Below are 20,649 nucleotides of genomic sequence, written 5' to 3' on the forward strand. Positions count from 1 at the left end.
ACGCAATGGGAAAAGTCACTGGCTTCATGGAGTACGAGCGGGTCGAGGAGTCCTATGAACCCGCCCCGGTCCGGCTCAAGCACTACAAGGAATTCGTCCACGGCCTGAAGGAAGACGAGGCGCGCGTGCAGGGCGCGCGCTGCATGGACTGCGGCATCCCGTTCTGCAACAACGGCTGCCCGGTCAACAACGTCATCCCGGACTTCAACGACCTGGTCTACCGCGGCGAGTGGCAGCGCGCCATCGAGGTGCTGCACTCGACCAACAACTTCCCGGAGTTCACCGGCCGCATCTGCCCCGCGCCGTGCGAGGCGGCCTGCACGCTGAACTTCAACGACGTCGCGGTGGGCATCAAGTCGATCGAGCGCGCGATCATCGACCGCGCCTGGAGCGAGGGCTGGGTGCAGCCGCAGCCGCCCAAGGCCAGGACCGGCAAGAAGGTCGCCATCGTCGGCTCCGGCCCGGCCGGGCTGGCCGCGGCGCAGCAGCTGGCGCGCGTCGGCCACGACGTGACGGTGTTCGAGAAGAACGACCGCGTCGGTGGACTGCTGCGCTACGGCATCCCCGACTTCAAGATGGAGAAGTCGCTGATCGACCGCCGCATCGAGCAGATGAAGGCCGAAGGCGTGACCTTCCGCACCGGCGTGCTGGTCGGCCGCATGCCCGAGGGCTCCAGGGTCACCAACCTGGCCAAGGAAACCGTGTCCGCCGAGCAGCTGCAGGCCGAGTTCGACGCCGTGCTGCTCGCCGGTGGCGCCGAGCAGCCGCGCGACCTCCCGGTGCCGGGCCGCGAGCTGGACGGCATCCACTTCGCGATGGAGTTCCTGCCGCAGCAGAACCGCGTCAACGCCGGCGACAAGCTCAAGGACCAGATCATGGCCACCGGCAAGCACGTCATCGTCATCGGTGGCGGCGACACCGGCAGCGACTGCGTGGGCACCTCCAACCGCCACGGCGCCAAGAGCGTGGTGCAGTTCGAGCTGATGCCGATGCCGCCGGAACAGGAGAACAAGCTGCTGACCTGGCCGTATTGGCCGTACAAGCTGCGCACCTCGTCCAGCCACGAGGAAGGCTGCCAGCGCGAGTTCGCGATCGCGACCAAGGAGTTCATCGGCGAGAACGGCCGTGTCACCGGCGTGAAGACCGTGCGCGTCGAATGGAAGGACGGCCGCATGGTCGAGGTGCCCGGCTCCGAGCAGGTGCTCAAGGCCGACCTGGTGCTGCTGGCGATGGGCTTCGTCAGCCCCGTGGCCAGCGTGCTGGACGCCTTCGGCGTCGAGAAGGACGCCCGCGGCAACGCGCGCGCCAGCACCGACTTCATGGGCGGCTACCAGACCAGCGTCGACAAGGTCTTTGCCGCCGGCGACATGCGCCGCGGCCAGTCGTTGGTCGTGTGGGCAATCCGCGAGGGCCGGCAAGCCGCCCGCGCGGTCGACGAGTACCTGACGGGTCGCAGCGACCTGCCACGCTGAGCCCTCGCGGATCGCCCTGACGGGCGCCACGGGAAACGACTGGCGGGCCGCCAGTCGTTGCGCGAGGGCCGGCAAGCCGCCCGCGCGGTCGACGAGTACCTGACGGGTCGCAGCGACCTGCCACGCTGAGCCCTCGCGGATCGCCCTGACGGGCGCCACGGGAAACGACTGGCGGGCCGCCAGTCGTTGCGCGAGGGCCGGCAAGCCGCCCGCGCGGTCGACGAGTACCTGATGGGTCGCAGCGACCTGCCACGCTGAGCCCTCGCGGATCGCCCTGACGGGCGCCACGGGAAACGACTGGCGGGCCTCCAGTCGTTGCGCGAGGGCCGGCTGCGCGGCTGCAGGTCACCCCCAGGGGCGCGGCGCAAGGCCGTGGTCCGCGGGGCGGATTGTTGGCTGGTTGCGACAACGCGGCTGCGGCGTGCCGCCCGTGCGACAGGCGCGCGGGTCAGCCGCTGCGGTGTTTTCCCCTATCATCGGGTGAACCGGTTGCCTGCTGACACCGGTTTTTTGTTGATTGGACAGCCCGTCGCCCATGTCGTCTCCCGTTACCGAAGTCGCTGCTGACGTCCCGCCGCTGGTCGAGCTGCGCGGGGTCACGTTCGGTTATGGCGAGCGGCGCATCCTCGAAGACATCAGCCTGGTCGTGCCGCGCGGCAAGGTGGTGGCGCTGATGGGCGCCTCGGGCGGCGGCAAGACCACGGTGCTGCGGCTGATCGGCCGCCAGGTCTCGCCGCAGGCGGGGCAGGTGCTGTTCGACGGGGCCGACATCAACCAGATGGACGCCGACGCGCTGTTCGCGGCGCGGCGCCGCATGGGCATGCTGTTCCAGTTCGGTGCACTGTTCACCGACCTGTCGGTGTTCGACAACGTCGCGTTCCCGTTGCGCGAGCACGCCAGGCTGCCGGAAAGCATGATCCGCGACCTGGTGCTGATGAAGCTGAATGCGGTCGGCCTGCGCGGCGCGCGCGACCTGATGCCCAGCGAGATCTCGGGCGGCATGGCGCGCCGCGTGGCGCTGGCGCGCGCGATTGCGCTCGATCCGGACCTGATCATGTACGACGAGCCCTTCGCGGGGCTGGACCCGATCTCCATGGGCGTGGCCGCGCGCCTCATCCGCCAGCTCAACGACACGCTGGGCGTGACCAGCATCGTGGTCTCGCACGACGTGGACGAGACCTTCCTGATCGCCGACCACGTCGTCTTCCTCGCCAACGGCCGCATTGCCGCGCAAGGCACGCCGGCCGAGATGCGTGCCTCGACCGATCCGCTGGTGCGCCAGTTCGTCGATGCCCAGGCCGACGGCCCGGTGCGCTTCCATTACCCGGCCGCCCCGGTGGCCGAAGACTTCCGCGTGGGGGGGTGAGCATGCTGGGATGGCTGCATCCGGCACGCGTCGGGCAGGCCGTGCGCCTGAAGCTGCAGGACGTCGGCTGGTCGGCCCGGCTGCTGCTGCGCCTGCTGGCCTCGGGCAGCAAGACGTTCCGCCGTGGCGGCCTGGTGGTCGACCAGCTCCACTTCCTGGGCAACTATTCGCTGGCCATCATCACCGTCTCCGGGCTGTTCGTCGGCTTCGTGCTGGGCCTGCAGGGCTACTACACGCTGCAGCGCTACGGCTCGTCCGAGGCGCTGGGGCTGCTGGTCGCGCTGGCGCTGGTGCGCGAGCTCGGGCCGGTGGTCAGTGCGCTGCTGTTCGCCGGCCGGGCCGGCACGTCGCTGACCGCCGAGATCGGCCTGATGAAGGCGGGCGAGCAGCTCGCCGCGATGGAAATGATGGCGGTCGATCCGGTGCAGCGCGTGCTGGCGCCGCGCTTCTGGGCCGGCGTGATCGCGATGCCCCTGCTGGCGGCGGTGTTCAGCGCCGTGGGCATCATCGGCGGCTGGGTCGTCGGCGTGCTGATGATCGGCGTCGACGAGGGTGCCTTCTGGTCGCAGATGCAGGGCGGCGTGGACGTGTGGGCCGATGTCGGCAACGGCATCATCAAGAGTTTCGTGTTCGGAGTGACCGTCACCTTCGTGGCCCTGCTGCAGGGCTACGCCAGCAAACCGACGCCCGAAGGCGTCTCGCGCGCGACGACGCGCACGGTGGTGATGGCCTCGCTGGCAGTGCTGGGGCTGGATTTCGTGCTCACCGCGCTGATGTTTTCTATCTAGCCGAGGATGGCAGCGATGCAGAAATCTCGTCATGACGTGTGGGTCGGGCTGTTCGTGCTGATCGGCGCGGCCGCGGTGCTGTTTCTCGCGCTCAAGGCCGGCAACCTGGTCAGCTTCTCGTTCGAGCCCACCTACTACGTCGACGCCCGCTTCGACAACATCGGCGGGCTCAAGCCGCGCGCGCCGGTCAAGAGCGCCGGCGTGGTCGTGGGCCGGGTGCACTCGATCACCTTCGACGACAAGATGTACCAGGCGCGCGTGCGGCTGGAGCTGGAGCAGCGCTACGCGTTTCCCAAGGACACGTCGGCCAAGATCCTGACCTCGGGGCTGCTCGGCGAGCAGTACATCGGGCTGGAGCCGGGGGCCGAGGAAACCAACCTTGCCGCCGGCGACATGATCACGCAGACCCAGTCGGCCGTGGTGCTGGAGAACCTCATCAGCCAGTTCCTCTACAACCGCGCGGCCGACGCCGCACCTTCTGGAGGGAGCAAGCCGTGATGCGACACCCCCCCCGGTCGGCCCTCAAGGGCGTGGCCGTCGCGGTGCTGGCGGCCGGCCTGGCCGGTTGTGCCAGCACGCCGGGCGATCCGCGCGACCCGCTGGAGCCGATGAACCGCAAGATCTTCGCGTTCAACGAGGCGGTCGACCGGGCGGTGCTGAAGCCGGTGGCCACCACCTACCGCGACGTGGTGCCGCGCCCGGTGCGCACGGGCGTGTCCAACTTCTTCTCCAACATCGGCGACGCCTGGTCGGCGATCAACGCGTTCCTGCAGTTCAAGGCCGAAGCCGGACTGCGCAACACGATGCGCGTGGCGGTGAACACGGTGCTCGGCCTGGGTGGCCTGCTGGACATCGCCACCGAGGCCGGGCTCGACCCGCATCCGGAGGACTTCGGCCAGACGCTGGGGCACTGGGGCATCGGCGCCGGGCCGTACCTCGTGCTGCCGTTCCTCGGCCCCTCGACGCTGCGCGACACGGCCGCGCTGCCGGTGGACCTGAAGGCCACGGCCTATCCGTTCCGCCATGACACGCAGACGCTGTACGGACTCGCCGGGCTGCGCGTGGTCGACCTGCGCCATCGTGCCCTCGGCGTGACGGACGTGATCGACGATGCGGCGCTGGACTCCTACCTGTTCGTGCGCGACGGCTTCCTGCAACGCCGGCGCAACCAGGTCTACGACGGCAACCCGCCGGACGAGGGCGGGGATGAGGACGACTACTACTACGACGAAGAAGAAGACGACCAGGCGGGTGACGACGCCGGGGCTGCCGCACCCGCCGGGGCGCCGGCCGCTGAACCAAAGCCGCCCGCCTCGGTCTCAAACGACTGACCTCCTCGGGGTCGATCGTTTCCGAATGAAAGGAAAGCCATGAACTTTCGAGGTTTTGTTGCCGCGTGTCTGTCGGGCCTGCTGTTCGTCTGTGCGAGTGCGGGCGCGCAGCAACAGGCGCCGGACGCGCTGATCGAGCAGGTGTCCAAGGAGGTGCTCGAGACGGCGCGCAACGACCCGGCCATCCAGGCTGGCGACCTGCAGCGCATCACGACGCTGGTCGAGGAGAAGATCCTGCCGCACGTGAACTTCCGTCGCATGACGGCTTCGGCGGTCGGCCGCTACTGGCGCCAGGCCACGCCCGAACAGCGCCAGCGCCTGGAAGCCGAGTTCAAGCAGCTGCTGATGCGCACCTACGCGGGGGCGCTGGCCCAGGTCCGCAACCAGCAGGTGCACATGAAGCCGTTCCGCGCCGCGCCGGAGGACAAGGAAGTCATCGTGCGCACCGAGGTGCGCGGCCAGGGCGAGCCGGTGCAGGTGGACTACCGCCTGGAGAAGACCGAGCGCGGCTGGAAGATCTACGACGTCAACGTGCTGGGCGTGTGGCTGGTCGAGAACTACCGCAGCAGCTTTGCCCAGGAGATCGGCCAGGTCGGCATCGACGGGCTGATCCAGAAGCTGGTCGAGCGCAACAAGAACGCCGGCAGCGGCCAGAGCTGAACACCGGGGACCCGCCGCCATGCTGCTGCTGCCGGAACGCCTGACCGTCCACGAAGCCAACGACACCCTGCGCATGCTGCAGCAGGGGTTGCGCGGCGAACCGGCGGACCGCGTGGTCGTCGATGCCGGCGCCCTGGCCGCGTTCGATTCGTCGGCCCTGGCCGTGCTGCTGGAGTGCCAACGCATCGCCCGCGCGTCGGGCCGGCGCTTCGAGGTGCAGCAGCTGCCGCCCAAGCTGCGCGCGCTGGCGGTGCTCTACGGCGTCGCCGAGCTGCTGCCCGAGGCCGTCACGCCGTGACGGGGCCGTGGCAGCGTCGCGGCGTTCCGTGCCGCTGCGCGCCCCGGGCGGACGCCTTGCCTCACTGCGCGTCGCTGTAGCGCTTGAGCCGCAGGTTGCGCTTGATCTCCTGCAGCATCGGTCGCAGTTCCTCTCCCATGCGCAGCGCGACGCCGGTGGTCAGGATGTCGATGATGGTCAGGTGCAGCAGCCGCGAGACCATCGGGCTGTAGCGGTCGTAGTCCTCGGGGTGGTCCGCGGCGAGCAGGATGTGCGCCTTCTGCGCCAGCGGCGAGCCGCTCGCGGTGATGGCGACGGTGGTTGCGCCCTTCTTGCGCGCGATCTCGGTGGCATCGAGCAGGTCGCGGCTGCGGCCCGAGTTCGAGATCACCACCACGCAGTCGCCGGACCTGAGCATGGTCGCGCTCATGACCTGCACATGGCCGTCGCTGCATGCCACCGCATTGACGCCCAGGCGGAAGAACTTGTGCTGCGCGTCCTGCGCGACGATGCCGGAATTGCCGACCCCGTAGAACTCGATGCGCCGCCCTTCGCGACCTGCCGTCGCCAGCGCGTCCAGCGCACGCTCGAAGGCATGGCTGGCGGCATCGTTGCGGAACTTCAGCAGCGCCGAAATCGCGTTGTCGATGACCTTGACGATCAGGTCGGCCGGCTTGTCGTCCTCGTCGACCGCGCGGTGCACGAAGGGCACGCCTTCGTTGACGCTGCCGGCGAGCTTGAGCTTGAAGTCGGCCAGGCCGTCGTAGCCCACGCTGCGGCAGAAGCGCACCACGGTCGGCTTGCTCACATGGGCGCGCTCGGCCAGCTCGGCCACCGGCAGGCTGGCAAAGCTGCGCGGGTCGGCCAGCACCAGCTTGGCCACCCGCTGCTCGGCCGGGGGCAGGGCGGGCATCGAGGCCCGGATGCGGTCCAGCATGTACGTCACTCCTTTGCGCACCGCCGGCGGGCGCGCTTGTTCTTCTACTGTTCCTCGGGCCAGGTGAATCCGTCGCGGGCCACCAGCGCGCTGGCCGCCGGCGGGCCCCAGCTGCCGGCCTTGTAGCTGCGCAGCCCGCTGTCGTCGCGGCGCCAGGCCTCGAGGATGGGCTCCACCCAGCGCCAGGCCTGCTCCTGCTCGTCGGAGCGCACGAACAGGTTGAGCCGCCCGGCGATCGCATCGAGCAGCAGGCGTTCGTAGGCACCGACGCGGTCGGTCGGGAAGGCCTTGTCGAAGTCCAGGTCGAGGAACACCGGCGACAGCGTCTCGTGCTGCCCGTCGGTGCCCTTGGCCGCCAGCAGGTGCAGCTCCAGGCCGTCCTCGGGCTGCAGCTTGATGACCAGCTTGTTGGGCTGGTTGATGCCCGGGAAGATGCTGTGCGGCGTGGGACGGAAGTTGACCACGATCTGCGCGTCGCGCGCGGCCAGGCGCTTGCCGGTGCGCAGGTAGAAGGGCACGCCGGCCCACCGCCAGTTCTGCACCTCGGTGCGCAGCGCGACGAAGGTCTCGCAGCGGCTGTTCGGCGGCACCTTGGCCTCCTCCAGGTAGCCCGGCACCGGTTGGCCGTCCACCGTGCCGGCGCGGTACTGGCCGCGCACCACGTCGCGTGCGACGCTCTCCGGCGTGAAGGGCTTGAGCGAGCGCAGCACCTTGAGCTTCTCGTCGCGGATCGCGTCGGCGTCGCTGCTCGACGGCGGCTCCATCGCGATCATGGTGAGCAGCTGCAGCGCATGGTTCTGGATCATGTCGCGCAGCGCGCCGGTGCGGTCGTAGAAGTCGCCGCGGGTGCCCACGCCGATGCTCTCGGCCAGCGTGATCTGGATGTTGGCGATGCACTCGCGTCGCCACAGCGGCTCGAACAGCGCGTTGCCGAAGCGCAGCGCCATCAGGTTCTGCACCGACGGCTTGCCGAGGTAGTGGTCGATGCGGAACGCCTGGTTCTCGGTGAACACCGAGCGCACCACGCGGTTGATCTCCTGCGCGCTCCTGAGGTCGTGGCCGAGGGGCTTTTCCAGCACCACGCGCACGTGCGGGCCGTTCAGGCCTGCGGCGCCGAGCTGCTCGCAGATCACCGGGAACAGGTGCGGGCTGGTGGCGAGGTACAGCACGGCGGTGTCCGCGTTGCGTTCGGCCAGCCAGGACTTCAGCGCCTGGTAGTGCGCCGGCTGCGACAGGTCCACGCGCCGGTAGAAGATCAGCTCGGCGAAGCGTGCGAATTCCTCGTCGGTCGGACGCTTGGGCGTGTCGACTTCCTGGAAGCGCTCCTTCAGCCAGGCGCGGTAGCGTTCGTCGGAATGGTCGTCGCGTGCGACCGCCAGGATGCGGCCGTTCGGCGGCAGCTTGCCATGCCGGAAGGCCTGGAACAGCGCCGGCATCAGCTTGCGCCAGGTGAGGTCGCCCGTGCCGCCGAAGAACACCAGATCGAAGGACATGATCGTGTAACCGTAACCGTTGGAAAAACGCCGAGGCGGGGAATCGGGCGCGGGGAGTTGTAATAAAGTTTCAAGCGATGATGCCGCCAAAGTCCGGTAGCGTCAATGCGAAGGCGTCCTGCCGGCAGGCGAGCCGGGACCGCCCGTCGGGCCGGGTGGGTCGCATCGGCCCGGGTAATCTTGTTACGATGCCGGGTCCGGGGTGCGTGCCGGCCCGAAGCGGGTGCCGCCGCACCGTCATCTCCAGCGCCGACAATCGGTCTTGTTTCTTGCTCCTGGATCGACCATGACCTCACTCGAAGCGCTCAAGCAATACACCACCGTCGTTGCGGACACCGGCAACTTCAAGCAGCTTGCGCAGTTTGCGCCGCAGGACGCCACCACCAACCCGTCGCTGATCCTCAAGGCCGTCCAGCAGCCCGACTACCAGCCGCTGCTGGCCGAGACGGTCGCGGCCCATCGCGACGAGCCGCTGGACCAGGTCATCGACCGGGTGCTGGTGCGCTTCGGCCTGGAAATCCTCAAGGTGGTGCCCGGGCGGGTGTCCACCGAGGTCGACGCGCGGCTGAGCTTCGACACCGCCGCGACCATCGCGCGCGCGCAGCGCATCATGGCGATGTACGAGGACGCGGGCATCCCGCGCGAGCGCGTGCTGATCAAGATCGCCTCGACCTGGGAGGGCATCCAGGCCGCCCGCGCGCTGGAGCACGAAGGCATCCACTGCAACCTGACGCTGCTGTTCTCGTTCTGCCAGGCCGTGGCCTGCGGCGAGGCCGGCGTGCAGCTGATCTCGCCCTTCGTCGGCCGCATCTACGACTGGTACAAGAGGCAGGCCGGCAGTGCCTGGGACGAGGCGGCCAACGCGGGCGTCAACGACCCCGGCGTGAAGTCGGTGACCCAGATCTACAACTACTACAAGCACTTCGGCATCGAGACGGAGGTGATGGGCGCGAGCTTCCGCAACGTCGGGCAGATCCTGGCGTTGGCCGGCTGCGACCTGCTGACCATCAGTCCCGAGCTGCTGGCCCAGCTGCAGGCCAGCAACGAGCCGGTGACGCGCAGGCTCGACCCCGAGGCCGCCCGCGCGGCCAGCATCAAGGCGGTCTCGTACAACGAGGCCAGTTTCCGCTATGCACTGAACGAGGACGCGATGGCCACCGAGAAGCTGGCCGAGGGCATCCGGCTGTTCGCGGCGGACGCGGTCAAGCTCGAGGGCCTGGTGCAGGCCCTGTGAGAGCGTCCGGGGAGGAAACGACATGATCGACGCACCGCGCTGCGACCGCACCACGGCGTGGGTGGCCCTGCAAGGCCACTACGAAGCGCATGGACGGGACTTCGACCTGCGCGAGGCCTTCGCCCGGGATCCGGGGCGCTTCGACACCTTCGCGTTCGAGGCGCCGGAGATCCGCGCCGACCTGTCGAAGAACCACATCGACCTCGCCACGCTGCGGCTGCTGCTCGAGCTGGCGCGCGAGTGCCGGCTGCCCGAGCGGCGCGACGCGATGCTGGCCGGCGAGCCGGTCAACCACACCGAGGGGCGCGCCGTGCTGCACACCGCGCTGCGCGCGCCCAAGGGGCAAGGCCCGTACAGCGAGCAGGTGCACGGCGTGCTCGAGCGCATGCTGGCGTTCGCCGAGCAGGTGCGCGACACCGCGCGCAGCGGCATCCGCCACGTGGTGAACATCGGCATCGGCGGCTCGGACCTGGGGCCGCAGATGGCGGTGCCGGCGCTGGATGCGTTCGTGCACCCGGGGTTGCAGTTCCACTTCGTCTCCAACGTCGACGGGCACGACATCGCGCCCGTGCTGCGGCGCCTCAAGCCCCAGGAGACGCTGTTCATCGTCGCCTCCAAGACCTTCACGACGCAGGAGACCATGGCCAACGCGCATGTGGCGCGGCAGTGGTTCCTGCAGCACGGTGGCACCGACCTCGCGCGGCACTTCGTCGCCACGACCACCAACGTGCAGGCGGCGGCCGAGTTCGGCATCACGACCACCTTCGGCTTCTGGGACTGGGTCGGCGGCCGCTACTCGATGTGGTCGGCCATCGGGCTGCCGATCGCACTGGCCATCGGGGCCGACCACTTCCGGGCGCTGCTGGCCGGCGCGCATGCGATGGACCGGCATTTCGCCGAGGCGCCGCTGGAGCGCAACCTGCCGGTGATCCTCGGGCTGCTGGACGTCTGGTACCGCAACTTCCACCGCTACACCAGCCGCAGCATCGCGCCGTACCACCAGGGGCTCAAGCGCCTGCCGGCCTACCTGCAGCAGCTGGAGATGGAGTCCAACGGCAAGCGCGTGGACCTCGACGGCGAGCCGCTGCCGTACGGGACCGCGCCGGTGGTCTGGGGCGAGCCCGGCACCAATGGCCAGCATGCCTACTTCCAGATGCTGCACCAGGGCACGGACGTGATCCCGGTGGAGTTCATCCTGGTGCGGCACCCCACGCACGGCCATGCCGACCTGCACGCCAAGCTGCTGGCCAACGGGCTGGCGCAGGCCCAGGCGCTGATGCTGGGCAAGACCACCGAGCAGGCGCTGGGCGAGAAGGCGCCGACCGCGTCGGCCATGCTCGATGCGGCGATCATCGCGCGCCATCGCACCTTCCCCGGCAACCGCCCGAGCACCACCTTGCTGCTGGAACAGCTCACGCCGCGCAGCCTGGGCGCGCTGATCGCGCTGTACGAGCACCGCGTGTTCACCAGCGGCGCGCTGTGGCGCATCAACAGCTTCGACCAGTGGGGCGTGGAGCTGGGCAAGGCCTTGTGCAACGACCTGCTGCCGCGCCTGGCCTCGAAGGACACCAGCGGCCTGGACGCGTCCACCGCCGGGCTGCTGCGCTGGCTGACCGCATGAGCCGGCCCATGATCCGCCGCGTGATCTTCGACCTGGGCGGCGTGGTGCTGCGCTGGCGACCGGCCGTGCTGCTGGCGCAGCAGCTGCCCCGGCACACCGCGACCCCGCAGGCGCTGGCGCAGCTGCAGGCCGGCTTCTTCGGCCCGGACTGGTGGGACTTCGACCGTGGCACCGTCAGCACGGTGGATCTGGCCGACCGGCTGGTCCGGCGCCTGGCTCTGGGCGTGCCCGAGGTGCTGTCGGTGATCGAGGCCGGGCCCGAGGAGCTGCAACCGGTGGAGGCGACGCTCGCGCTGATGCGGCGGCTGCGCGAGGCGGGCTGCCGGCTGTACTACCTGTCGAACATGCCGCTGCCGTATGCCGAGCACCTGGAGCGCCGCCACGACTTCTTCCGCTGGTTCGAGGACGGCGTGTTCTCCTCGCGCGTGCAGTGCATCAAGCCCGAGCCCCGCATCTTCGAGCTGGCGCTCGAGCGCTTCGGCTGCGCGCCGCAGGAGGCGGTGTTCCTGGACGACCACCCGCTGAACGTCGAGGCCGCACGGGCGCTGGGCCTTCATGCCGTGCAGTTTCGCGATGCGGCGCAGGCCGAGGCGGAACTGCAGGCGCTGGGCGTGACGCGCGGGGGCTAGGGCGCTGGCGCGTCGAGGCGCCGGGGGCGGCGCGGGGCGCGCGCATCTCGCGGGGTGCCGGCGGCACGGCCCTTCCAGGCGCGCCGCAGCGCCAGCTCCGAGCCGAAGCCGGCCTGTTCCGCCGCCTGCGCGACGCTGGCGCCCTGCGCGAGCGCCTGGCGTGCACGTTCGACACGGATGCCCTGCAGGTAGGCCAGCGGCGCGATGCCTGCGTGCAGCGTGAACAGCCGGTGCAGGTGGCGTGGCGTCACGTGGGCCAGACGCGCCATCGCCTCCACGCTCCAGTCGGCCGTCGCATCGCTGCAGATCGCATCCTGCACGCGGTGCACCGCAGGGTGCAGGTGGTGACGATGGGCCAGCAGCGGCGACAGCTCCGGGTCCTGCACGCCGCGGCGCAGGTAGACCACCATGGTCTGCGCCACCGCGGCGGCCACGGCCTCGCCCGCCTCGCCGGCGATCAGGTGCAGCGCGAGGTCGATCCCGGAGGTGATCCCGGCACTGCTGGCCAGCGGCCCGTCCTCGACGAACACCCGGTTGCCGAGCACCTCGGCGCATGGTGCGGTGTGCTGCAGCAGCTCGAGCAGCTCGTGGTGCGTGGTGCAGCGGCGCCCGTCGAGCAGGCCGGCGTCGGCGGCGAGCAGGGTGCCGGCGCACACGGTCAGCAGCCGGCAGCCGCAGGTGCCGTCCAGCAGCCAGGGCCGCACCGTGCGACCCAGCCAGTCGCGCGCCGCCAGCCAGTCGGGCGTCCCGCGCTGCCGGGCGGCCTCCGCACGGCCGGCCAGCACGAACCAGGTGCGCGCCGCCTGGCGCGTCGTCGGCAGCGGTTCCAGCTGCGCCAGCGCCAGGCCGACCGAGCTGGCCGCCTCGGGCAGCGGCCCGGCGAAGCGCAGCCGGAAGCGCGGCGGGCGCCCCTGCAGCTGCAGGCGCTGGTTGGCAAGCCGGAAGGCCTCGGCCGGTCCCGCGATGTCCAGCAGCAGCGTGCCCGGCAGCACGACGAACACGACGTCGATGCGGCCGGGGGTGGCCGGGTCACTGCGCGCGTTCAAGCGCCTGCTCCACGGTGCAGAGGGTGGCGAACCGGTCCTTGAGCACGGTCTCGGTGCGCAGCATCAGCTCGCGCGGCGACAGCACGCTGCCGTCGGGCTGGGTCATCGCGAAGGTCAGCGTCGCCTCGGTCACGTAGTCCACCTCGTAGCCTTCGTCGCTGGCGTGCCGGGCAGTGGTCTCGCAGCACTGCTCGGTGCGGATGCCGGCGATCATGAGCCGGCGGATGCCGTGCTGGTGCAGCCAGACCGGCAGGCCGGTGCCGACCAGCGCGCTGTGCCGCGACTTGACGAACTCGGCCGCGGGCCCGTACCCGGCCAGGCCCTGCAGCGGCCGCACGTGGCCGGACGTGCGCGAGAAGGGGTTGCCCGCCACCTCCGGGCCGTCGGCGTGGAGGATGCGCACGATGGGCACGCCGCGTCGCCGGCAGCCCTCGATCAGCGCGTTGGTGCGCGCCAGGAAGCGCGGCAGCTCCTCCTCGTTCCAGTAGGGCCGGTGGCGGAAGGACTCCTGGACATCGATCAGCATCAGCGCGGTCTGCATGGCGGGCTCCTGTGGATGATGTCCACATGCTAGCGGGGCGGATGCCCGGTCGCGCGCTGGAAACGGCCGAAGACCGATCGGTTTCGGACCGAAGGTGACGGGTCAGCCCTGCAGTCCGGCCAGGGCCTGCAGCGCCGCCTCGCGTGCCTGGTCGTAGAGCTGGCGCTTCCAGTCGTCGGCGTCGACGTAGAACGCGTCGAGCAACTGCCGCTTGATGGCGGCGGCCAGCGCCGGGTCGGCTTCCGGGTGCAGTTCCAGCCAGTGGTCGGCGCGCAGCGCGTTGAGCACGTCGAACAGCGGCAGCGTGCCGTACTCGAGCGCGATGCCGGTGTAGCGCACCTGCGGGCATTCGTCGAACACCGCGAGCCACATCATGCCGGTCAGCAGCGCGGAGCTGGACGAGCCATCGTAGATGGAGGTGACCTCCGGCCCCCACCAGGCGCGGGCGCGGGCCAGCTCCTCGGCGTTGTCGCGCGAGGCGAAGATGCGCTCGCCATGCCCGCGCGGGCCCAGGCCCGTGTGCAGGTCGATCCAGGCGAGGTCGCGCGTGTGGCGGGTGTGCTCGCGCAACACGTGCCGCAGCGTGATGTTGCTCCAGGTCGGGTTGCGCCCGCCGTAGTACATGCCGGTGTCGTGCGTGTGCTGGCCCTGCGAGACGGCGGCCTGGAAGGCCGGCACGCCGTGCGTGTCGATGTAGGCCTGCAGCGCGCGCTCGTTCTCCGCGGTGGGCGGCCAGGTGGCCGGCAGCAGCAGCGGGTGGATCTCGGCGTAGGCGTCGTTGGCGGGCAGCGGGCGCGAGAAGTCGTGGAAGTTGCGGTTGAGGTCCACGTTCTCCTGCGTGACCCGGCGCAGCCACGAGAAGCCGTAGGGGTTCAGCGCGTGCAGGTACAGCACCGCCACGCCGCTGTCGCGCACCGCGCGGTGCCATTCCGCGTCGCCCAGCAGCGCGACCTGGATGCCCGAGCCGGCGAAGCCCTCGACGCCGTGGCAGCCGCTGCTGAGGATGAGCAGCTGCTGCGCATCGCGCGGGCCCTCGAGGCAGGCGTCGAGCGCCAGCGTCTCGCCGTCGCGCCCGAGCAGCGGGTGCACATGGTGTTCGACGTCCAGGTCTGCCGCGTCGCAGGCCCGCAGGAACTTCTGCCGCGCTTCGGCATAGCTGCGGGAGTAGGCTGCCACCACACGGTCCATGTCTGCCTCCTTGCCCGTGACGTCAGGCCGCCCCTTGCGGCGCGAGCCAGCGCTCGGCCAGGCGCACCCACAGCGTGGCGCCCAGCGGGATCAGCTCGTCGTTGAAGTCGTAGCTCGGGTTGTGCAGCATGCACGGCCCCATGCCGTGGCCGCTGTCGCGGTGGTCGCCGTCGCCGTTGCCGATCACGAAATAGGCCCCCGGCTTCTCGAGCAGGAAGTAGCTGAAGTCCTCGGCGCCCATCGTGGGCTCGAACTCCAGCACGTTCTCGGGGCCGACCACCTCGGCCATCACGCGGCGCGCGAACTCGGTCTCGGCGGGATGGTTGATCGTCGGCGGGTAATTGCGGGCGAACTCGAACTCGCACTCGCACTCGAAGGCCGCCGCGGTGTGCTGCGCGATGGTGCGCATGCGCTGCTCGATCAGGTCCAGCACCTCGATCGTGAAGGTGCGCACCGTGCCCTGGATCTCGCAGTAGTCCGGCACCACGTTGGTGGCCTCGCCGGTGTGGATCATGGTCACCGAGATCACGCCGGCGTCGATGGGGCGCTTGTTGCGGCTGATGATGGTCTGGAAGGCCTGCACCATCTGGCACGCTACCGGCACCGGGTCCACGCCCAGGTGCGGCATCGCGGCATGCGCGCCCTTGCCGCGGATGCGGATGCAGAACTCGTTGCTCGACGCGAAGCAGGGGCCGTTGCGGATCGCGAACTGGCCGACCTTCAGGCCGGGCCAGTTGTGCATGCCGAACATCGCCTCCATCGGGAAGCGCTCGAACAGGCCGTCGCGGATCATCTCGCGCGCGCCGCCGCCGCCTTCCTCGGCCGGCTGGAACACCAGGTAGACGGTGCCGTCGAAGTCGCGGTGCTGCGCGAGGTATTTCGCCGCCGCCAGCAGCATCGCTGTGTGGCCGTCGTGGCCGCAGGCGTGCATCTTGCCGGGATGCCGGCTCGCGTGGGCGAACTGGTTGTGCTCGGTGATCGGCAGCGCGTCGATGTCGGCGCGCAGCCCGATCGCGCGCGGCGAGGTGCCGTTCCGGACGACGCCGACCACGCCGGTCTTGCCCAGGCCCCGGTGCACGGGGATGCCCCACTCGGTGAGCTTCGCGGCGATCAGGTCGGCGGTGCGCTCCTCTTCGAAGCACAGTTCCGGATGGGCGTGGATGTCGCGCCTCGTGGCGGCAATGGCGGCCGCATCCTTGAGGATCGATTCGATCAGCTGCATGACGTAACTCCGGTCGCAGCCGGCGGGCCGTCGGGCCGCCGGCGCCAGGCGGGCAGGAGGGCGGCGGGACGCGGCCCCGCCTCGATCGGAGTCAGTGTAGCCGCGCCCTGCGGGCAAGGCACTAGCGGCGAACCCGACCGTCCTCGGTCAGCATCGACAGGTCGACGAAGGTCGATCCGGTGTGCTTGCGCGGCCCGAAGCTGACGTTGAAGCCGCCGAACGAGGTGTCGATGGACTCCAGGCCCGCGATCAGCCCGTCGGGCGTCAGCTTGGGCGCGCGCTTGAGCCCCTCGACCAGCACCTTGGCCGCGATGTAGCCCTCGATGCTCGAGTAGTTGGGCTGCGCCTTGCCGCCGCCATGGGCCTTCAGCGCGTTGAGGTACTCCCGCACGATGGCCATGGTCGGGGCGTAGGGGTAGGGCATGACCTGGCTGATCATCACGCCCTTGCCGTCGGGGCCCAGTTCGTCGGCCAGCGCCTGCGTGCCGACGAAGGAGACGTTGAAGAAGGTGCCGCCGAAGCCGGCCTTGCGCGCCGCGCGGATGAACGCCGCGCAGCTCTGGTAGGCGCTGATCTGCACGATGGCCTGCGGCTGCGCGGGCAGGATGGACTGCACGGCAGCGGCCACGTCCACCGAGTTGCGCTGCACGGTGCCCAGCGAGGCCGGCGCCAGGTTGCGGGCCGCCAGCGCGCGCTGCACGCCGGTCAGGCCGGCCATGCCGTAGCTGTCGTCCTGGTAGAACACCGAAATCCGGGTCAGGCCCAGCGAGGTCAGGTTCTTGACGATCAGCTTGGTCTCGTCGAAGTACGAGGCCCGCACGTGGAAGGCGTAGCGGCTGAACGGGTCGCGCAGGCCTTCGGCGCCGGTGAACGGCGCGATGAAGGGCGTGCGGGCCTCGTTGGCCAGCGGCAGCGCCGCCAGCGAGGTCGGCGTGCCCACGTAGCCGAACAGCGCGAACACGCCGTCGCGCAGGAACTTCTCGGTGTTGGCCTTGCAGCGGTCGGGCTCGTAGCCGTCATCCGCGGTGCGCAGCTCGATCTGGCGGCCGCCGATGCCGCCGGCGGCGTTGACCTGGTCGATCAGCACCTGCGCGCCGATGTTCATCTGGATGCCCAGCTGGGCGGCCGGGCCGCTGAACGCGGCCGACTGGCCAAGCACGATGCGTTCGGCCTGGGCCAGTGCAGGAAATGCAACGGATGCGGCGGATGCCCCCAGGACCTGGAGGGCCCTGCGGCGGGACAGGGAAGTCGAATGCATGGCAAAGTTGTTTGGTCAGGGCGTCACGCCCACACAGGCATACCGGGAAGGTATGCGTCCCTCGAATAGCGGAGATTAAAGCAATGCAAGGGCCAGGTGCGAGCGCAATACCTCACGGCAGGACCGCGGTCGTGCGCGGCGCGTGTCCGCATGACTGCCCGGACACCTGCGCGCTGCGGGTTACCGTGGTTGACGGACGCGCCATCAAGGTGCAGGGGGACCCGGACCATCCGCCCACGCATGGTGCGTTGTGCCGCAAGGTATCGGCCTATCCCGAGCGCACCTACCACCCCGAGCGCGTGCTGCAGCCGCTGAAGCGCGTCGGCCCCAAGGGCAGCGGGCGGTTCGAGCGGGTGAGCTGGGACGAGGCCCTGGCCGACATCGCCGCGCGCCTGTCGGCCATTGCCGCGCGCGATCCCCAGGCCATCGTGCCCTACAGCTACGCCGGCACGATGGGCCTGGTGCAGGGCGAGAGCCTGGCCGCGCGGTTCTTCCACGCGCTGGGTGCCTCGCGGCTGGACCGCACCATCTGCGCCAGCGCGGGCAGCGAGGCGCTGGCGCTCACCTACGGCGGCAAGGTCGGCATGCATGTCGAGCACTTCGCCGAAAGCCGCCTGATCCTCATCTGGGGCAGCAACTCGATCGCCTCCAACCTGCATTTCTGGAGCGTCGCGCAGCAGGCCAAGCGCAACGGCGCGAAGCTGGTCTGCATCGACCCGCGCCGCACCGAGACGGCCGAGAAATGCCACCAGCACCTGCAGCTGCTGCCCGGCACCGATGGCGCGCTCGCGCTCGGCCTCATGCACGAGCTCATCGTGCACGACTGGCTGGACCACGACTACGTCGCGCGCCACACCGAGGGCTGGCCGGCGCTGCGCGAGGAGGCGCTTGCATGGACGCCCGAGCGCACCGCCGCGGTGTGCGGCCTGACGGCCGACGAGGTCCGGCAGCTCGCGCGTGACTACGCGACGCTGGCGCCCGCGGCAATCCGCCTCAACTACGGCATGCAGCGCACCCGCGGGGGCGGCAACGCGGTGCGGCTGATCGCGGTGCTGCCCTGCCTGGTGGGCGCCTGGCGGCACCGTGCCGGCGGGCTGCTGCTGTCCAGCTCGGGCTGGTTCCCGGTCGACCGCGCGGCCCTGCAGCGGCCCGACCTGCTGGGCGGGCGCGAGCCGCGCATCCTCAACATGAGCACCATCGGCGCGGACCTGCTGCGCGAGGCCTCGCCCGGGTTCGGGCCGCGCATCGAGGCCCTGGTGGTCTACAACAGCAACCCGGTCGCGGTGGCGCCGCAGTCGCCGCAGGTGGTGCAGGGTTTCGCGCGCGAGGACCTGTTCACCGTGGTGCTCGAGCATTTCCTGACCGACACGGCCGACCACGCCGACTACGTGCTGCCGGCCACCACGCAGCTCGAGCACCTGGACGTGCACGCCAGCTACGGCCACACCTACGCGCTGCTCAACGAGCCGGCGATCGCCCCGCTCGGCGAGGCGCGGCCCAACACGCAGATCTTCCGCGAGCTTGCGGCCCGCATGGGCCTGGACCATCCCGCGCTGCGCGAGGACGACGAGACGGTCGCTGCCCAGGCCTTCGGCGGGCGCATCACGCTCCAGGAGCTGCGCGCACGCGGCTGGGTGAAGCTGCCGCTGCCCGAGGCGCCGTTCGCCGAGGGGGGCTTCCCGACGCCCTCGGGCCGCTGCCGCATCGCCGCGCCCGGGCTCGAGGCGCCGCGCCACCTGCCCGGTCACGAGAGCCCGGCCGCCGCACCGGAGCTGGCGGCGCGCTACCCGCTGGCGATGATCTCGCCGCCGGCGCGCAACTTCCTCAACTCCACCTTCGTCAACGTGCGCAGCCTGCGCGACATCGAGGGCGAGCCGGTGCTGGAGATCCATCCGCAGGACGCCGCGCCGCGCGGCATCGAGGACGGCCGGCCGGTGCGCGTCCACAACGACCGCGGCGAGTACTGGTGCATCGCGCGGGTCAGCGAACGGGCACGCCCGGGCGTGGTCAACGGCCTGGGCATCTGGTGGCGCAAGCTGGGCCTGCGCGGCACCAACGTCAATGAGCTGACGCACCAGCGCCTGACCGACATCGGGCGGGCGCCGTGCTTCTACGACGTGCTGGTCGAAGTCGAGGCGGGGGCATGACGGCACGCACGGGCAGGCCTCGCACGTGGCGGCGCCTTGCGGGGCGGGCGGGCCTGGCGCTGGCCGGGTTCGCGGTCGCGGGGCTGGCCGGTTGCGGCTCGGTGGGCTACCTGGCGCAGTCGGTGCGCGGCCATTTCGCGCTGCTCGGCGAGGCGCGCCCGGTGGCGCAGTGGCTGGACGCGGCCGACACGCCGCAGGCGCTGCGCGAGCGCCTGGCGCTCAGCCAGCGCATCCGGGACTTCGCGGTCAGCGAGCTGAAGCTGCCCGACAACGGCAGCTACCGGCGCTATGCCGACCTGGGCCGGCCGGCGGCGGTGTGGAACGTGGTGGCCGCGCCCGAGCTCTCGCTCGAGCTGAAGACCTGGTGCTTCCCCGTGGCCGGCTGCGTGGGCTACCGCGGCTATTTCGACCAGGCCGACGCCGAGGCCATGGCCGCGCAGCTGCGCGCCGAGGGCTACGAGGTGGCGGTGTACGGCGTGCCGGCGTACTCGACGCTGGGCTGGTTCGACGACCCGCTGCTCAACACCTTCATCCACTACCCCGAAGGCGAGCTGGCCCGGCTGATCTTCCACGAGCTCGCGCACCAGGTGGCTTACGCCAAGGGCGACACCACCTTCAACGAATCGTTCGCGACCGCGGTGGAGCGCCTGGGCGTGCAGCGCTGGCTGGAGACGCAGGCCGACGCGCAGGCCCGCGAGGAGTACGCGCGCTTCGAGGCACGCCGGCAGCAGTTCCGCACCCTGACGCTCGGCTACCGCGAGCAGCTGCAGGCGCTGTACCGCAGCCGGCTGGCGCCGGAGGCGATGCGCCGCCGCAAGGCCGAGCTGATGCAGCGCCTGCGCGACGAGTACGAGACGATCAAGCGCGAGCAGTGGGGCGGTTTCACCGGCTACGACGCCTGGTTCGAGCGGGCCAACAACGCCTCGCTGGGCGTGCTCGCGGCCTACCACGACCTGGTGCCGGCGTTCGAGCGGCTGTTCGAGGCCGAGGGGCGGGACTTCGCGCGTTTCTATGCCGCGGTCGGGCGGCTCGCGCGCCTGCCGCAGGAGGAACGGCGCCAGGCCCTGCTGCAGCAAGCGGCGCCGGCGCGGGCCAGCGCCTCAGCGGCCGGGCGCTGAGGCCGCGTGCGGCCCGGGCCTCACTTGAGGCTTTCGATCAGGTCGATGTACTCCTGCATCGCTTCCTCGGCCGACTTGCCCTTCAGCGCGTTCCACGCGTCCCACTTGGCGCGCGCGACGAAGTCGGTCATGCCGGGACGCTCGCCCTCGACGTCGCCGGCGGTGGCCTGCTTGTACAGCGCGTAGATCTTCAGCAGGGTCATGTTGTCCGGCTTCTCGGGCAGGGTCTTCGATTCGGCAACGGCTTGCTCGAAGCGGGCTTTCAGATCGCTCATGTCGGGTCCTGGGGTGTCAACGTCGATGGATGCCGCACGTGCAGGA

20 protein-coding genes are annotated in these 20,649 nt (G+C 70.4%); 12 read left to right on the forward strand and 8 right to left on the reverse strand.

The features are described 5' to 3' along the window. Positions 1-5: 5 nt before the first annotated feature. The 7 genes from IS481_RS03545 (at position 6) to IS481_RS03575 (ending at position 5,915) form a co-directional block, all read left to right on the forward strand. Positions 6-1,472 carry a glutamate synthase subunit beta gene (locus tag IS481_RS03545; protein WP_104357247.1) on the forward strand — a complete coding sequence of 489 codons (1,467 nt, stop codon included), beginning with the start codon at positions 6-8 and terminating at the stop codon, positions 1,470-1,472. A gap of 535 nt (positions 1,473-2,007) precedes the next feature. Further along, complete coding sequence (locus IS481_RS03550; protein WP_104358324.1) at positions 2,008-2,838, forward strand: ABC transporter ATP-binding protein; 831 nt, start codon at positions 2,008-2,010, stop codon at positions 2,836-2,838. Positions 2,839-2,840: 2 nt separating this feature from the next. Continuing rightward, a complete protein-coding gene (mlaE, locus tag IS481_RS03555; RefSeq protein ID WP_419186850.1) occupies positions 2,841-3,626 on the forward strand; it encodes a lipid asymmetry maintenance ABC transporter permease subunit MlaE in 786 nt (261 codons plus the stop codon). Between the two features lie 15 nt (positions 3,627-3,641). After that, the gene (gene mlaD / locus IS481_RS03560; RefSeq protein WP_104358325.1) at positions 3,642-4,124 is read left to right on the forward strand and encodes an outer membrane lipid asymmetry maintenance protein MlaD; all 483 of its coding nucleotides are present in this window, start codon (positions 3,642-3,644) and stop codon (positions 4,122-4,124) included. Beyond that, a complete protein-coding gene (locus IS481_RS03565; RefSeq protein WP_104358326.1) occupies positions 4,124-4,957 on the forward strand; it encodes an MlaA family lipoprotein in 834 nt (277 codons plus the stop codon). The genes mlaD and IS481_RS03565 overlap by 1 nt, the downstream gene beginning before the upstream one ends. 39 nt (positions 4,958-4,996) lie before the next feature. Then, on the forward strand, positions 4,997-5,617 hold the full coding sequence (locus IS481_RS03570) for an MlaC/ttg2D family ABC transporter substrate-binding protein (protein WP_104358327.1): 621 nt from the start codon (positions 4,997-4,999) through the stop codon (positions 5,615-5,617). Between the two features lie 19 nt (positions 5,618-5,636). After that, a complete protein-coding gene (locus IS481_RS03575) occupies positions 5,637-5,915 on the forward strand; it encodes an STAS domain-containing protein (protein WP_104358328.1) in 279 nt (92 codons plus the stop codon). 61 nt (positions 5,916-5,976) lie between these two features. Here the strand turns inward: IS481_RS03575 and IS481_RS03580 are convergent, their stop codons facing one another. After that, positions 5,977-6,831, reverse strand: coding sequence for a MurR/RpiR family transcriptional regulator (locus IS481_RS03580; RefSeq protein WP_104358329.1), 855 nt, complete (start codon positions 6,829-6,831; stop codon positions 5,977-5,979). A 44-nt stretch (positions 6,832-6,875) separates the two neighbouring features. Then, entirely contained in the window at positions 6,876-8,324 is a 1,449-nt protein-coding gene (gene zwf / locus IS481_RS03585; RefSeq protein WP_104358330.1) for a glucose-6-phosphate dehydrogenase, read from the reverse strand. Positions 8,325-8,610: 286 nt separating this feature from the next. Between zwf and tal the strand changes: the two genes are divergently transcribed. Genes tal through IS481_RS03600 form a run of 3 tightly spaced genes read left to right on the forward strand, consistent with a single transcriptional unit; the run spans position 8,611 to position 11,808 of the window. Beyond that, positions 8,611-9,558, forward strand: a complete 948-nt coding sequence (gene tal, locus IS481_RS03590) for a transaldolase (protein ID WP_104358331.1) — start codon at positions 8,611-8,613, stop codon at positions 9,556-9,558. 22 nt (positions 9,559-9,580) lie between these two features. Further along, complete coding sequence (gene pgi, locus IS481_RS03595; RefSeq protein WP_104358332.1) at positions 9,581-11,179, forward strand: glucose-6-phosphate isomerase; 1,599 nt, start codon at positions 9,581-9,583, stop codon at positions 11,177-11,179. Positions 11,180-11,187: 8 nt separating this feature from the next. Further along, on the forward strand, positions 11,188-11,808 hold the full coding sequence (locus IS481_RS03600) for an HAD family hydrolase (protein WP_232529450.1): 621 nt from the start codon (positions 11,188-11,190) through the stop codon (positions 11,806-11,808). Here the strand turns inward: IS481_RS03600 and IS481_RS03605 are convergent. The 5 genes from IS481_RS03605 to IS481_RS03625 form a co-directional block, all read right to left on the reverse strand. Then, the gene (locus IS481_RS03605; protein ID WP_232529451.1) at positions 11,805-12,854 is read right to left on the reverse strand and encodes a GlxA family transcriptional regulator; all 1,050 of its coding nucleotides are present in this window, start codon (positions 12,852-12,854) and stop codon (positions 11,805-11,807) included. The genes IS481_RS03600 and IS481_RS03605 overlap by 4 nt on opposite strands. Beyond that, positions 12,838-13,395, reverse strand: a complete 558-nt coding sequence (locus IS481_RS03610) for a cysteine hydrolase family protein (protein WP_104358334.1) — start codon at positions 13,393-13,395, stop codon at positions 12,838-12,840. The genes IS481_RS03605 and IS481_RS03610 overlap by 17 nt, the downstream gene beginning before the upstream one ends. A gap of 102 nt (positions 13,396-13,497) precedes the next feature. Further along, a complete protein-coding gene (locus tag IS481_RS03615) occupies positions 13,498-14,583 on the reverse strand; it encodes a M14 family metallopeptidase (RefSeq protein ID WP_104358335.1) in 1,086 nt (361 codons plus the stop codon). Positions 14,584-14,605: 22 nt separating this feature from the next. Beyond that, entirely contained in the window at positions 14,606-15,805 is a 1,200-nt protein-coding gene (locus tag IS481_RS03620) for a M20 aminoacylase family protein (RefSeq protein ID WP_104358336.1), read from the reverse strand. A 121-nt stretch (positions 15,806-15,926) separates the two neighbouring features. Next, the gene (locus tag IS481_RS03625) at positions 15,927-17,063 is read right to left on the reverse strand and encodes an ABC transporter substrate-binding protein (RefSeq protein WP_104358337.1); all 1,137 of its coding nucleotides are present in this window, start codon (positions 17,061-17,063) and stop codon (positions 15,927-15,929) included. Between the two features lie 83 nt (positions 17,064-17,146). Between IS481_RS03625 and IS481_RS03630 the strand changes: the two genes are divergently transcribed. After that, positions 17,147-19,210 carry a molybdopterin-containing oxidoreductase family protein gene (locus IS481_RS03630; protein WP_104358338.1) on the forward strand — a complete coding sequence of 688 codons (2,064 nt, stop codon included), beginning with the start codon at positions 17,147-17,149 and terminating at the stop codon, positions 19,208-19,210. Beyond that, positions 19,207-20,328 carry an aminopeptidase gene (locus IS481_RS03635; protein ID WP_104358339.1) on the forward strand — a complete coding sequence of 374 codons (1,122 nt, stop codon included), beginning with the start codon at positions 19,207-19,209 and terminating at the stop codon, positions 20,326-20,328. The genes IS481_RS03630 and IS481_RS03635 overlap by 4 nt, the downstream gene beginning before the upstream one ends. A gap of 20 nt (positions 20,329-20,348) precedes the next feature. Here the strand turns inward: IS481_RS03635 and IS481_RS03640 are convergent, their stop codons facing one another. Then, complete coding sequence (locus tag IS481_RS03640; protein WP_104358340.1) at positions 20,349-20,603, reverse strand: acyl-CoA-binding protein; 255 nt, start codon at positions 20,601-20,603, stop codon at positions 20,349-20,351. Positions 20,604-20,649 lie beyond the last annotated feature (46 nt).

The organism is Caldimonas thermodepolymerans (assembly GCF_015476235.1).
In the GTDB taxonomy this organism is placed as follows: Bacteria; Pseudomonadota; Gammaproteobacteria; order Burkholderiales; family Burkholderiaceae_C; genus Caldimonas; species Caldimonas thermodepolymerans.